Here is a 12,293-nt window from a genome sequence, read left to right as displayed (position 1 = left end):
AGGAGGATATCCATGCGCGCATTCATTCTGGCTCTCGCTGCCGCGAGCGCCCTCGTTCTGCCGGCCAAGGCTGAAAACGTCACCGTTGCCGTCACCGCCATCGTCGAACATCCGGCGCTTGATGCCGCCCGTGATGGCGTCAAGGCCGCGCTTGCCGAGGCTGGTTACAAGGAAGGCGAGAACCTCAAGTTCCTTTATGAGTCCGCGCAGGGCAATCCCGGCACCGCGGCGCAGATCGCCCGCCAGTTCGTGGGCGATGCGCCGAACGTCATCGTGCCGATTTCCACGCCGTCCGCTCAGGCCGTCGTCGCCGCCACGCGCGACATTCCGGTCGTCTTCACGGCGGTTTCCGATCCGGTCGGCGCACAGCTCGTCAAGGACATGCAAAAGCCCGGCCGCAACGTGACCGGCCTTTCCGACATGCTGCCGGTTGGCGAACATCTGGCGCTCATCAAGGAAATCTCCCCGAACGCCAAGTCGATCGGTTTCATCTACAACTCGGCCGAGGCCAACTCCGTTTCGACGCTGGCCCTCTTAAAGGCCGAAGCCGAGAAGGCGGGTCTCAAGGTTGTTGAATCCGTCGCCACCAAGTCCGCAGAAGTGCAGGGCGCAACCCGCGCACTAGTCGGCAAGGCCGATGTGATCTACGTTCCGACCGACAACACCATCGTTTCCGCTTTCGAAGCGGCTGCCGGCGTTGCATCCGAAGCCAAGATCCCGCTTTACGCCGCCGATACGGATTCCGTCGCCCGCGGTGCGGTTGCCGCCCTCGGCTTCAACTATTTCGACGTTGGCAAGCAGACCGGTGCCGTCGTCGTCCGCATCCTCAAGGGTGAAAAGCCGGGAGATATTCCGGCAACCGTTGCTGTCGGCACTGATCTGGTGATCAACAAGAAGGCCGCCGAAAAAGCTGGCGTTACCTTCCCGGAAAGCATCACCAAGCGCGCCACCAAGGTCATCGACTGAACCGAAACCAGACTGAATAACGGGCGGCGGCAAATTCGCCGCCCGTTTTACGTGGCACGAGACGGTGCCCGTCTCCGCCTGATGGCGGCAATAACAAGGACATTACCGTGAGCCAAATCGCCTTCTGGGGTGCCGTGGAGCTGGGACTGGTCTTCGCTTTCGTGGCGATCGGCGTTTATCTCGCTTTCCGGGTGCTTGATTTTCCTGACCTGACCGTGGACGGTTCGTTTCCGCTCGGCGCCGCCGTGGCTGCCGTGCTGATCATCGCCGGTCTAAATGCCTGGGTTGCGACGGCGATTGCGATGGTGGCCGGTGCCGCCGCCGGCATCGTGACCGCGACGCTCAACGTTCGTTTCAAGATCCTCAACCTGCTTGCCTCGATCCTGACGATGATCGCGCTGTTTTCCGTCAATCTGCGCGTGATGGGAAAGCCGAATGTCGCGCTGCTCAATCAGGACACGATGATCTCGCCGTTTTACGGCCTCGGCCTGTCGGAATATCTGGTGCGGCCGCTGTTCGTCGGCGCACTGGTGCTGATCGCGGTCATCCTCGTCTGGCGTTTCCTTGAAAGCGATGCGGGCCTTGCCATGCGCGCGACGGGCGCTAATGCCCGGATGGCGCGGGCGCAGGGCGTGAAGACCGGCAACCAGATCTATCTCGGTATGGCGCTTTCGAATGCGCTGGTCGCTCTCGGTGGCGCGCTGTTTGCGCAGACCAACGGCTTTGCGGATGTGACCTCCGGTGTCGGCACCATTGTCGTCGGCCTTGCCGCTGTCATCATCGGCGAAACGCTGTTCGGCGCGCGCGGCATTCTGATTGCGCTGATCGGCTGCGTTTTCGGCTCCATCGCCTATCGTCTCGCCATCCAGCTTGCCCTGTCGAGCGATGTGCTGGGCCTCAAGGCGTCCGATCTCAATTTCGTAACGGCGGTATTGGTGGCAATCGCATTGATCCTGCCCCGACTGCGCCGCGGGGGAGCAACATCGTGATTTCCCTTTCCGATATCCAGGTTGTCTTCGGACGCGGCACGCCGCTGCAGAAGCAGGCGCTCTCCAAGATCGATCTCACCATCGAGGATGGCTCCTTCGTCACCGTCATCGGCTCCAATGGTGCTGGCAAATCGACGCTGCTCGGCGTTCTGGCGGGCGACGTCCTGCCGACGGCGGGCAAGGTGATGATCGGCGGCGCCGATGTTACCCGCAAACCGACCGCCAGCCGGGCTGGGCGAGTGGCGCGCGTGTTTCAGGACCCGCTGGCGGGCAGCTGCGGCGCGCTCACCATTGAGGAAAATCTGGCGCTCGCAGCGTCGCGGGGCGAGCGTCGCGGCCTTCTGCCGGCGCTTGGGCGCGGCCGCCGGGATTTCTTCAAGGAGCGCATTGCCTCGCTCAATCTCGGGCTGGAAAATCGCTTGAAGGACCGCATGGACCTTCTGTCCGGCGGCCAGAGGCAGGCGGTCTCGCTCGTCATGGCGACACTGTCCGGCTCGGATGTGCTGCTGCTCGATGAACATACGGCTGCTCTCGATCCCGGCATGGCCGAATTCGTGATGGAGTTGACCCGCAAGGTCGTGGCTGAGCGCAAGCTGACGACGCTGATGGTCACCCATTCCATGCGTCAGGCGCTGGATTATGGCACGCGTACAATCATGCTGCATGCCGGTGAGATCGTGCTCGACGTCTCCGGTGACAGCCGCAAGGATCTCGAGGTCGAGGACCTGATCGACATGTTCCGCAAGATACGCGGCCAGAAGCTCGACGATGATGAGCTGCTGATCGGTTGATTGTAAAAAGGCGCCGTAAGGCGCCTTTTTTAATTTGCCGTCAGCGCGCCTGCGTGAAGAAAATCTTGACGGCAAAAAGCGAAAAGACGCCGGCGATCGTATAATCCAGTCCGCGCAGAATTTTCCGGTTGCGTTGCAGCCAGGCTGAAAGAACATCTGCGGCGATCACGATGCCGATGCCGATCGGCAGCGCGACGATGATCGACCAGATGCCGAGGAAGATCAGCTTGCCGGTTACATGCGGGTCGGATGCACTGACGAATTGCGGCAGGAAGGTCATGAAAAAGATGATGATCTTCGGGTTCAGCAGGTTCACCCAGATGCCGTTCAACAGCGCTGATTTCAGCGAGGACTGCGCTTTTTCGCCGGTGCTTTTCACCATCACGAAATCCGAGCCCTTGCGGATCGCCTGAATGGCGAGCCAGACGAGATACGCGGCCCCGCCGGTCTTCAGGATCATGAAAGCGGTCGGCGAAGCGACGATGAGGGCGGCGACGCCGAAGGCGACGAGCATCGTGTGCACGGTAATGCCGATATTGGTTCCCAGAAGCGTCATGAAACCCGCCGTCCGGCCCTCGCGCAGCGAGCGGCTGATCCACAGCGTCATGTCAGGCCCCGGCGTCACCGCCAGAAGCAGAATGGCGATGGTGAAGGCGATCAATGTTGGCAGGCCTGGAACGAAATCCATCGCGGCACCCGTAAAATCTGGAGGTTGCCGTGCTTAACGCGATTTCGCGCTTCTGCCAATGTTTTTGAGCGCCAATGCATCGGCGCGAAAAGCCGCCGCAACGGTCACATCGCGGCGGCCCGGAACATTCAGTTTTTCAGGAAGCTGGTGAAGGCGGCGGAGTATTCCGTGTGCCAGCGCGACAGCGGCGGGCGGTTCTGGACGATGTCATAGGCCGCCCAGAGAATGCGTTTTTCATCCGTCGGGCGGTCCACCTCGCCATCCGGGCAGAGAATGTAGAAATCACCGCGGCCGATGCTTTCGACCATGAAGTCGACGGTCTGTTCGCCGGTCCATGCGCCCTCCGGCTTTTCCGTTCTGCCATGGGCGGTGAGGCCGGTGAAAACGTAACCGGGGATCAGCAGATGGGCGGAAACCGAGCCGTTCGGAATATTGCGCAATTCGTGCTGAAGCGCTTCCGTGAAGGTTTTGACGCCGGATTTCGAGACGTTGTAGGCGGGATCGCCGGGAGGTGTGGTGATGCCCTGTTTCGAGCCGGTATTGATGATGAGTGCCGGCTCGCCATGGGCGATCATGCCCTGGCCGAAAACGCGGCTGCCGTTCACGACGCCCATCAGATTGACGTTGATGATTTTTTCCCAATTGGCCTGCGGCCCGAAGATGGCGCTGCCGGGCTGGATGCCGGCATTGTTCATGAGGACGTGCACGCGGCCGAAACGCTGGATGACGGCGCGTTCCAGCGCCTCAAGCTCATCGAGTTTCGAGACGTCGGTCGGGATGGCGACGATCTGCGCTTCGCCGTCCTTGGCGACGGTCAGAATATCCGCATGGGCAGCGGCGAGCTTTTCGCCATCGAGATCGACGAGCACGACGCTCATGCCGAAACCGGCGAATTTGCGGGCGGCGGCAAGTCCGATGCCGGATGCCGCACCGGTGATGACAGCGACATTATCTTCCTTGAATGCGGGGTGGATGGTCGTCATAGGTTTCTCCTTCGCGTCGTTTCGGCTGTTTCCAGCGGTTTGCAACGTTGCCTGAACCTGAGTGGCTTCATTCACGGTCTTCAAGTCGATCGCGCCGCTTATGATAAAGCGCGAATTTTCATAATGCATGTGACAATTGCTTCGTTCCCATCGATGCGCCCGGTGATCGCCCACTGTCGTACCCGCCCATCAATTGTTTTGTCGCTTATCTCACGGAAAAGCGCTTCACACATTTCGGGTTGCACTGTAAAAGTGCCGAAATCCCAAGGAAATGGCGGTGTCCCAATGCCGTCATCATGCAGATGGACATCACTATGGCACTTCCGAAAGACGTTAAGAAAGTCGTTCTCGCCTATTCCGGCGGTCTCGACACCTCGATCATCCTGAAATGGCTTCAGACGGAACTCGGCGCGGAGGTCGTGACCTTCACCGCCGATCTCGGCCAGGGGGAAGAACTTGAGCCGGCGCGCAAGAAGGCCGAGATGCTGGGCATCAAGGAAATCTTCATCGAGGACGTCCGCGAAGAGTTCGTGCGTGATTTCGTGTTCCCGATGTTCCGCGCCAACGCCGTTTATGAAGGCGTCTATCTGCTCGGCACCTCCATTGCCCGCCCGCTGATTTCTAAGCACCTGATCGAAATCGCCAAGAAGACCGGCGCGGACGCCATTGCCCATGGCGCCACCGGCAAGGGCAACGACCAGGTCCGTTTCGAGCTTTCGGCCTATGCGCTGAACCCGGACATCAAGATCATCGCTCCCTGGCGCGACTGGACGTTCAAGAGCCGTACCGACCTCTTGAACTTCGCCGAACAGCACCAGATTCCGGTTGCCAAGGACAAGAAGGGCGAGGCGCCTTTCTCGGTCGACGCCAACCTGCTGCACTCCTCTTCCGAGGGCAAGGTTCTGGAAGACCCGGCACAGGAAGCGCCGGAATATGTGCATATGCGCACCATTTCCCCGGAAGCCGCGCCCGACAAGGCAACCGTCATCAAGGTCGGTTTCCGCAAGGGCGATGCCTGCTCCATCAACGGCGTTGAAATGTCGCCGGCGACGCTTCTTGCGACGCTGAACAACTATGGCCGCGAAAACGGCATCGGCCGTCTCGATCTCGTCGAGAACCGCTTCGTCGGCATGAAGTCGCGCGGCGTTTACGAGACGCCCGGCGGCACCATCCTGCTTGCCGCGCATCGCGCCATCGAATCCATCACGCTTGACCGGGGTGCAGCCCACCTCAAGGACGAGCTGATGCCGCGTTACGCCGAGCTCATCTATTACGGCTTCTGGTTCTCGCCAGAGCGCGAAATGCTGCAGGCCCTGATCGACAAGAGCCAGGAACATGTGGAAGGCGAAGTGACGCTGAAGCTCTACAAGGGCAATGTCATGGTAACCGGCCGCGAGAGCGCCAAGTCGCTCTATTCCGACGCGCTGGTGACCTTCGAGGACGACCACGGCGCTTATGACCAGAAGGATGCGGCAGGCTTCATCAAGCTCAACGCGCTGCGTCTTCGCACGCTCGCAAAGCGCAATATCAGCAAGTAATTCTGCTGGAATGGAAATAATGGAACCCGCTGGCGGCGACGCCGGCGGGTTTTTTCATGTCTCTCGTCTGGAGACGATGCGGAAGCCGATGTAGCTGGCGATTGCGGTGAATTCCATCACGGGGATGATGATGCCGAAGCCGGTCAACGGCGAACCGATAAACGAGGCTGCGGCACCGCCTGCAAAACCCGACCCCATCTGAATGAACCCCATCATCGCCGATGCCGAGCCGGCAATATGTGGAAAAGGGGCTAGGGCCGCCGTCACCATGGATGGCGTCAATAAGGCGATGCCGACCGTTGCGACCGCCACGGGTCCCATGATCGAAAGAAAGGATGGCGGTATCAGGAACACCGACAGCAGGATAAGGAGACCGCCTGTTCCCGAAAAACAGAGGCCGAGGACGACCGAACGGCGGTCGCCCAGCCGCGGTGCGATATAACGCAGGGCGATGGAGCCGAAGAAATAAGCGGCGGTCTGCATCAGCATGCCGATGCCGAAGGCGGTGGGTGTCATACCGACCTTGTTGATGAGGATGAAGGTCAGCATGGTCGCCTGCGCATAAAGCGCGCCGATGGAACCGCCGAGCACCAGTGCGGCGAGAAGAAAACGCGGCTCGGTGAGCAATGTCCCATAGGCCGACAGGAGGCGGCGCGGGCGGATCAGGTTCTTGTCCGGGCTCGTCGTCTCGCGCAGGAAGACCACGACGGAGAAGATGGTGAGGGCCCCGAGGCCGGCCATGAGGAAAAATACCGATTGCCACCCGAAAGCCGCAAGCGAAAGCCCGCCGATGGTCGGGCCCATGGCGGGGCCAACGGCCAGCATGATGCCAATGAGGTTCATGATGCTGGAGGCTTCTGCGCCCGTGAATTGATCGCGCACGATGGCGCGCGCCACCGTCATGCCGACGGAGGCGCCAATGCCCTGAACAAGCCGGGCGAAGAGCAGCACTTCAATTGTTGGGGCAAAGATCGCCAGCAGTCCACCGCCCAGAAAGATGGAGAGGAAGACGAGACTCGCCTTTCGCCGACCGAAGGCATCGGATGCCGGGCCGGCGAGCAGCTGGGCGATGGCGAAACCGGCGAAATAAAGCGAGAGGCTGAGTTTGACGGCGGATTCCGTGGTGGAGAAAACCCGCGTCAGTTCCGGCATGGCCGGTGTGTAGATCGCCATGGAAATCGGCGCCAGCGCCGTCAGCAACGCACCGAGTATGGCCGTGCGCTTTCTGGACATGATCGTTTCTGGCGACATTGCGATCAGCAGCTCTGGCCCGGCTGTTCCGGCTGGAGATTGTTGCGAAGGGTCTGCAGGAAGCTGCGGAAAAGCGCGACTTCTTCTTCGTTCAGGCCCTGCGTGGCGTGACGGACGAGTTCATCGATTTCCTGGCGCACGGCTTCCAGCATGTCGGTGGAGTTTTTTGTCAGCACGATGCGCTTGGAGCGCCTGTCCTGCGGGTCCTGCTGGCGTTCGATGAGATCGAGAGATTGCAGCTTGTCGAGATAGGCGCAAATCGTCATCGGCTCGATGCCGAGCCGGGCGGCGATATCCGACTGCTTGCTGCCATCAACGACGGCAACCGTCAGCAATGCGCGCGCTTCGCCGGGCGTCAGGCCCAGTCCGGCTTCAGAAATTCGGCGCTCAAACGCACTGTTCAGCAGGCGTGCGCCGCTGTTCAGTAAAAATGCCAATGAGTCTTTTTCGCGTTTAGTGCCCATGCTTCGCCTTTTCGTAAGTCAGCCTTACTAAAATCCCGGCGATAATCAATGGCGCATAAATCATATTGTTGAAAATCGAGTAAAGTATGTGTCAGTTCGATTGCGTTACGGTCGGCGCCATAATCGAAGATTGTTACGCCAAAGCAAAGGAGATCGGGCATCCGGCATTTTATTTCATCTGCCATGCCGGTCCATATCGTCGGTCAAGTCCCTTACACAGGTCACCCGCCATCGGTATCCGGCGTCTGTGCCGGCAGTTGGGGCAAAAGCAAAAATCAGGTCGCAGCCAATCTTCCTTACACCAAAGTCCGGCATTGAATTGCCGGTGGAGGCGTGCCCATATGGGCTTAAACCGGAATCGTTCAAGGAAGATGAAATGCCATCCAAGACCGCGCTTTATCCCGCACTCGTTGACTGGAACGGCCACAATGGTCTGCCGAAATTCGATGCGGTCAGGGATGAGGATTTCGCTCCGGCCTTCGATGCCGCCCTTCTGTCTCACGAACAGGAAATCGATGCGATTGCCGGCAATGCTGAGGCCCCGAGCTTCGAAAACACCGTGACCGCGCTCGAAATCGCCGGAGACGATCTTTCGCGCATTTCGGCGCTGTTCTGGAACAGGGCAGGCGCCAATACCAATGGTGTGATCCAGGCGCTGGAGCGCGAGATCGCACCGAAACTGTCGCGGCACTATTCGAAGATCGGCATGAACGAAGCGCTGTTCAAGCGCATCGATACATTGTGGGAAAAGCGCGGAACGCTTGGGCTGACGGGTGAGGAAAGCCGCGTCCTTGACCGGCACTGGAAGGGTTTCGTGCGCTCCGGCGCCAAGCTGCCGAAGGACCGGCAGGAACGCTTGGCGGCGATCAATGAGGAGCTTGCGGGTCTCGGTGCGAAATTCGGGCAGAATGTGCTGGCGGATGAAAAGAACTGGAAGCTTCTGCTTTCCACGGAAGAGGAACTCGCCGGTATTCCCGGTTTCCTGCGCGACGCGATGGCGGGTGCGGCCCGTGAGCATGGCGAGGACGGCAAATTTGCCGTCACCCTTTCCCGTTCCATCATCGAACCTTTCCTGACCTTTTCCGAACGCCGCGATCTGCGCGAGCAGGCCTTCAGGGCCTGGGTGGCGCGCGGCGAGAATGGCGGCGAGACCGACAATCGCGAGATCGTCCACCGCACGCTCGAACTGCGCGAGGAAAAGTCAAAGCTTCTCGGTTACGCGAATTTCGCCGCCTACAAGCTTGATGACACGATGGCGAAGACGCCGGATGCCGTGAACGGCCTTTTAGGGCAGGTCTGGGAAAAGGCCGTGCGCCGTGCGGGCGAGGAAGAGGCCGAACTGGCCGCAATCATCGCCGAGGAGGGCAGGAATCACGAAGTGCTGCCTTGGGACTGGCGGCATTATGCCGAAAAGTTGCGGGCACGGAAATTCAGCTTCTCCGAGGCGGAGTTGAAGCCTTATCTCCAGCTCGAAAAGATCATCGAGGCCTGCTTCGATGTGGCCGGGCGGCTGTTCGGGATTCGGGCGGTCGAAGTCAAAGGCGTCGCCGCCTATCACCCGGATGTGCGGGTTTTCGAAATCCGCGACGAAAAGGGCGGTCTGAAGGCCATGTTCCTCGGCGATTATTTCGCCCGCCCCTCCAAGCGCTCCGGCGCGTGGATGAGCTCCTTCCAGTCGCAGCACAAGCTGCCCTTGAAGAACGGCACGGTCGGAGAAATTCCGATCATCTACAATGTCTGCAATTTCGCCAAACCAGCCGAAGGCAAACCGGCGCTGCTTTCGCTCGACGATGCCCGCACGCTTTTTCACGAATTCGGCCACGCGCTGCATGGCATGTTGTCAAATGTCACTTACCCCTCCGTTTCCGGAACGGGCGTCTCGCGCGATTTCGTCGAATTGCCGTCGCAGCTTTACGAACATTGGCTGACGGTGCCGGAAATTCTGGAAAAATACGCCCTGCATTATGACACAGGCGCGCCGATGCCGAAGGCGCTGCTGGATAAGGTTCTGGCCGCGCAGACCTTCAATGCCGGTTTCAGCACGGTGGAATTCACCTCGTCGGCGATTGTCGACATGGCGTTCCACACGCGGGAAAACGTGAGCGATCCGATGGTTGTGCAGGGTGAGGTGCTCTCCACCCTGAACATGCCGAAGTCTATCGTCATGCGGCATGCGACCCCGCATTTCCAGCACGTTTTTTCCGGCGACGGATATTCGGCCGGCTATTATTCCTACATGTGGTCGGAAGTGCTGGACGCCGATGCCTTTTCGGCCTTCGAGGAAGCGGGCAACCCCTTCGATGGCGAGATGGCGCGCAAGTTGAAAGACAATATCTATTCCGTCGGCGGTTCCATCGATCCGGAAGAGGCCTATCTTGCTTTTCGCGGCAAGATGCCAAGCCCGGACGCCATGCTTTTGAAGCGTGGTCTGGCATAAGGGTCCGGTATAAAAGACTGTCATATTTCTGAGCTAGAACCTGAGTGCAGGGGGCTTATGACAAGGCCCCCCCTTTCGCATTTGCAAAAAAAAGGTTATGAGCGCGCCAAACTAAATTGGCGTTTCTCATCAATATAGCGCCCAACCTCAGAGATTTTGAACAATGGCACTTCGCAACATCGCGATCATCGCGCACGTTGACCATGGAAAAACGACGCTCGTGGACGAGCTTCTGAAGCAGTCCGGCTCGTTCCGCGACAACCAGCGTGTCGCCGAGCGCGTGATGGATAGCAACGATCTCGAAAAGGAACGCGGCATCACCATTCTCGCCAAGGCGACCTCGGTGGAGTGGAAAGGTGTCCGCATCAACATCGTCGACACCCCCGGCCACGCCGATTTCGGCGGTGAAGTCGAGCGTATCCTGTCGATGGTGGACGGTGCTATCGTTCTGGTCGATAGCTCGGAAGGCCCGATGCCGCAGACCAAGTTCGTGGTCAGCAAGGCGCTGAAGGTCGGTCTTCGCCCGATCGTCGCGATCAACAAGATCGACCGTCCGGATGGCCGCCACGAAGAAGTCATCAACGAAGTCTTCGACCTCTTCGCCAACCTCGACGCCACCGACGAGCAGCTCGACTTCCCGATCCTCTACGGTTCTGGCCGCGATGGCTGGATGAACGTCAACCCGGAAGGTCCGAAGGATCAGGGTCTTGCACCGCTGCTCGATCTGGTTCTTGAGCACGTTCCGGAGCCCAAGGTTGAAGAGGGCCCGTTCCGCATGATCGGCACGATCCTTGAAGCCAACAACTTCCTCGGCCGCATCATCACCGGCCGCATCGCGTCCGGTTCGATCAAGCCGAACCAGGCTGTGAAGGTGCTTGGCCAGGACGGCAAGACAATTGAAACAGGCCGCATTTCCAAGATCCTCGCCTTCCGCGGTATCGAGCGCACGGCAATTGAGGAGGCCCATGCGGGTGACATCGTCGCCATCGCCGGTCTTTCCAAAGGCACCGTCGCCGACACCTTCTGTGATCCGTCGGTTACCGAGGCGATGCAGGCACAGCCGATTGACCCGCCGACCGTTACCATGTCGTTTATCGTCAACGACAGCCCGCTGGCTGGCACCGAAGGCGACAAGGTTACGAGCCGCGTTATCCGTGACCGCCTGTTCAAGGAAGCCGAAGGCAACGTTGCGCTGAAGATCGAAGAAGCCGAAGGCAAGGATTCGTTCTTCGTTTCCGGTCGTGGCGAATTGCAGCTGGCGGTTCTGATCGAAACCATGCGTCGCGAAGGCTTCGAGCTTGCCGTTTCGCGTCCGCGCGTCGTGATGCACAAGGATGAGAACGGCACCCTCTTGGAGCCGATCGAAGAAGTCGTGATCGACGTTGATGAAGAACATTCCGGCGTCGTCGTCCAGAAGATGTCCGAGCGCAAGGCTGAAATGGCCGAGCTTCGTCCTTCCGGCGGCAATCGCGTTCGTCTGAAGTTCTATGCGCCGACCCGTGGCCTGATCGGCTACCAGTCGGAGCTTTTGACCGACACGCGCGGTACGGCGATCATGAACCGTCTGTTCCACGACTATCAGCCCTTCAAGGGCCAGATTGCCGGTCGCGTGAACGGCGTTCTCTTGTCGAACGGTTCGGGTGAAGCTGTTGCTTATGCCATGTTCAACCTGGAAGATCGCGGCCCGATGATCATCGAGCCGGGTGAGAAGGTCTATGCCGGTATGATTATCGGTATTCACTCTCGCGATAACGATCTCGAAGTGAACGTGCTGAAGGGCAAGCAGCTGACCAACATCCGCGCTGCCGGCAAGGATGAAGCCGTGAAGCTGACGCCGCCGATCCGCATGACGCTCGATCGCGCGCTTTCCTGGATTCAGGACGATGAGCTGATGGAAGTGACGCCGAAGTCCATCCGTCTGCGCAAGATGTTCCTGGACGCCAACGATCGCAAGCGTTTTGAAAAGGCCAAGCTCGCTGTCTGAATGCGGCTTGTCGTTATGAATTTGAAAGAACCCGGCCTTGAGCCGGGTTTTTTTATGCGTTCGTTTTTATGTGTGCATGAGTCGAAAGGTGCTTGTGCCAAAGGTTAAGGATGCGTTAATTTTTATGGGTCGTCCACATGAATAGGCTGTGGGTAAGCTTGCCGGCGTTAACCTTTATGACTGGTAAGTTTCCGTGGCCGGG

At 59.4% G+C, this 12,293-nt stretch carries 11 protein-coding genes; 6 read left to right on the top strand and 5 right to left on the bottom strand.

Annotation, left to right across the window (positions count from 1 at the left end; genetic code table 11):
- Window positions 1-12: 12 nt before the first annotated feature.
- From AGR7B_RS13365 to AGR7B_RS13355, 3 genes are all read left to right on the top strand, one after another.
- A complete protein-coding gene (locus AGR7B_RS13365; RefSeq protein ID WP_003523186.1) occupies window positions 13-966 on the top strand; it encodes an ABC transporter substrate-binding protein in 954 nt (317 codons plus the stop codon).
- Window positions 967-1,073: 107 nt separating this feature from the next.
- Window positions 1,074-1,955, top strand: coding sequence for an ABC transporter permease (locus AGR7B_RS13360; protein ID WP_003505036.1), 882 nt, complete (start codon window positions 1,074-1,076; stop codon window positions 1,953-1,955).
- A complete protein-coding gene (locus tag AGR7B_RS13355) occupies window positions 1,952-2,746 on the top strand; it encodes an ABC transporter ATP-binding protein (RefSeq protein ID WP_080856843.1) in 795 nt (264 codons plus the stop codon). The genes AGR7B_RS13360 and AGR7B_RS13355 overlap by 4 nt, the downstream gene beginning before the upstream one ends.
- A gap of 40 nt (window positions 2,747-2,786) precedes the next feature.
- On the opposite strand, the gene AGR7B_RS13350 is transcribed toward AGR7B_RS13355, so the two are convergent.
- Both AGR7B_RS13350 and AGR7B_RS13345 read right to left on the bottom strand, forming a co-directional pair.
- The gene (locus AGR7B_RS13350; protein ID WP_003523192.1) at window positions 2,787-3,434 is read right to left on the bottom strand and encodes a LysE family translocator; all 648 of its coding nucleotides are present in this window, start codon (window positions 3,432-3,434) and stop codon (window positions 2,787-2,789) included.
- Window positions 3,435-3,562: 128 nt separating this feature from the next.
- Window positions 3,563-4,417 (bottom strand): SDR family NAD(P)-dependent oxidoreductase, encoded by an 855-nt coding sequence (locus AGR7B_RS13345; protein WP_080857101.1) that lies wholly within the window; start codon window positions 4,415-4,417, stop codon window positions 3,563-3,565.
- 314 nt (window positions 4,418-4,731) lie between these two features.
- On the opposite strand from AGR7B_RS13345, the gene AGR7B_RS13340 reads away from it, so the two are divergent.
- The gene (locus AGR7B_RS13340) at window positions 4,732-5,955 is read left to right on the top strand and encodes an argininosuccinate synthase (RefSeq protein ID WP_003523477.1); all 1,224 of its coding nucleotides are present in this window, start codon (window positions 4,732-4,734) and stop codon (window positions 5,953-5,955) included.
- 54 nt (window positions 5,956-6,009) lie between these two features.
- Here the strand turns inward: AGR7B_RS13340 and AGR7B_RS13335 are convergent, their stop codons facing one another.
- From AGR7B_RS13335 to AGR7B_RS25915, 3 genes are read right to left on the bottom strand one after another with little or no spacing between them, the layout of a single operon-like run.
- Window positions 6,010-7,206, bottom strand: a complete 1,197-nt coding sequence (locus AGR7B_RS13335) for a multidrug effflux MFS transporter (protein ID WP_208616035.1) — start codon at window positions 7,204-7,206, stop codon at window positions 6,010-6,012.
- A gap of 5 nt (window positions 7,207-7,211) precedes the next feature.
- A complete protein-coding gene (locus tag AGR7B_RS13330; RefSeq protein ID WP_020813564.1) occupies window positions 7,212-7,670 on the bottom strand; it encodes a MarR family winged helix-turn-helix transcriptional regulator in 459 nt (152 codons plus the stop codon).
- Entirely contained in the window at window positions 7,628-7,855 is a 228-nt protein-coding gene (locus AGR7B_RS25915; RefSeq protein WP_162934131.1) for a hypothetical protein, read from the bottom strand. The genes AGR7B_RS13330 and AGR7B_RS25915 overlap by 43 nt, the downstream gene beginning before the upstream one ends.
- A 191-nt stretch (window positions 7,856-8,046) precedes the next feature.
- Between AGR7B_RS25915 and AGR7B_RS13325 the strand changes: the two genes are divergently transcribed.
- Both AGR7B_RS13325 and typA read left to right on the top strand, forming a co-directional pair.
- On the top strand, window positions 8,047-10,107 hold the full coding sequence (locus AGR7B_RS13325; protein ID WP_080856842.1) for a M3 family metallopeptidase: 2,061 nt from the start codon (window positions 8,047-8,049) through the stop codon (window positions 10,105-10,107).
- 163 nt (window positions 10,108-10,270) lie between these two features.
- Window positions 10,271-12,091: a translational GTPase TypA gene (typA, locus tag AGR7B_RS13320; RefSeq protein ID WP_065656937.1), complete on the top strand. Its 1,821-nt coding sequence runs from the start codon at window positions 10,271-10,273 to the stop codon at window positions 12,089-12,091.
- Window positions 12,092-12,293 lie beyond the last annotated feature (202 nt).

This window comes from Agrobacterium deltaense RV3 (assembly GCF_900013505.1).
Taxonomy (GTDB): domain Bacteria; phylum Pseudomonadota; class Alphaproteobacteria; order Rhizobiales; family Rhizobiaceae; genus Agrobacterium; species Agrobacterium leguminum.
Note: the sequence above shows the minus strand (reverse complement) of the source record. Positions and strands in the feature narration are given on the sequence as shown.

Bases quoted from the DNA above. Each gene is read 5' to 3' on its own strand.
- AGR7B_RS13365 (WP_003523186.1), top strand. From the start codon at position 13: ATGCGCGCATTCATTCTGGCTCTCGCTGCCGCGAGCGCCCTCGTTCTG.
- AGR7B_RS13350 (WP_003523192.1), bottom strand. From the start codon at position 3,434: ATGGATTTCGTTCCAGGCCTGCCAACATTGATCGCCTTCACCATCGCC.
- AGR7B_RS13345 (WP_080857101.1), bottom strand. From the start codon at position 4,417: ATGACGACCATCCACCCCGCATTCAAGGAAGATAATGTCGCTGTCATC.
- AGR7B_RS13340 (WP_003523477.1), top strand. From the start codon at position 4,732: ATGGCACTTCCGAAAGACGTTAAGAAAGTCGTTCTCGCCTATTCCGGC.
- AGR7B_RS13335 (WP_208616035.1), bottom strand. From the start codon at position 7,206: ATGTCGCCAGAAACGATCATGTCCAGAAAGCGCACGGCCATACTCGGT.
- AGR7B_RS13330 (WP_020813564.1), bottom strand. From the start codon at position 7,670: ATGGGCACTAAACGCGAAAAAGACTCATTGGCATTTTTACTGAACAGC.
- AGR7B_RS25915 (WP_162934131.1), bottom strand. From the start codon at position 7,855: ATGGCAGATGAAATAAAATGCCGGATGCCCGATCTCCTTTGCTTTGGC.
- AGR7B_RS13325 (WP_080856842.1), top strand. From the start codon at position 8,047: ATGCCATCCAAGACCGCGCTTTATCCCGCACTCGTTGACTGGAACGGC.
- typA (WP_065656937.1), top strand. From the start codon at position 10,271: ATGGCACTTCGCAACATCGCGATCATCGCGCACGTTGACCATGGAAAA.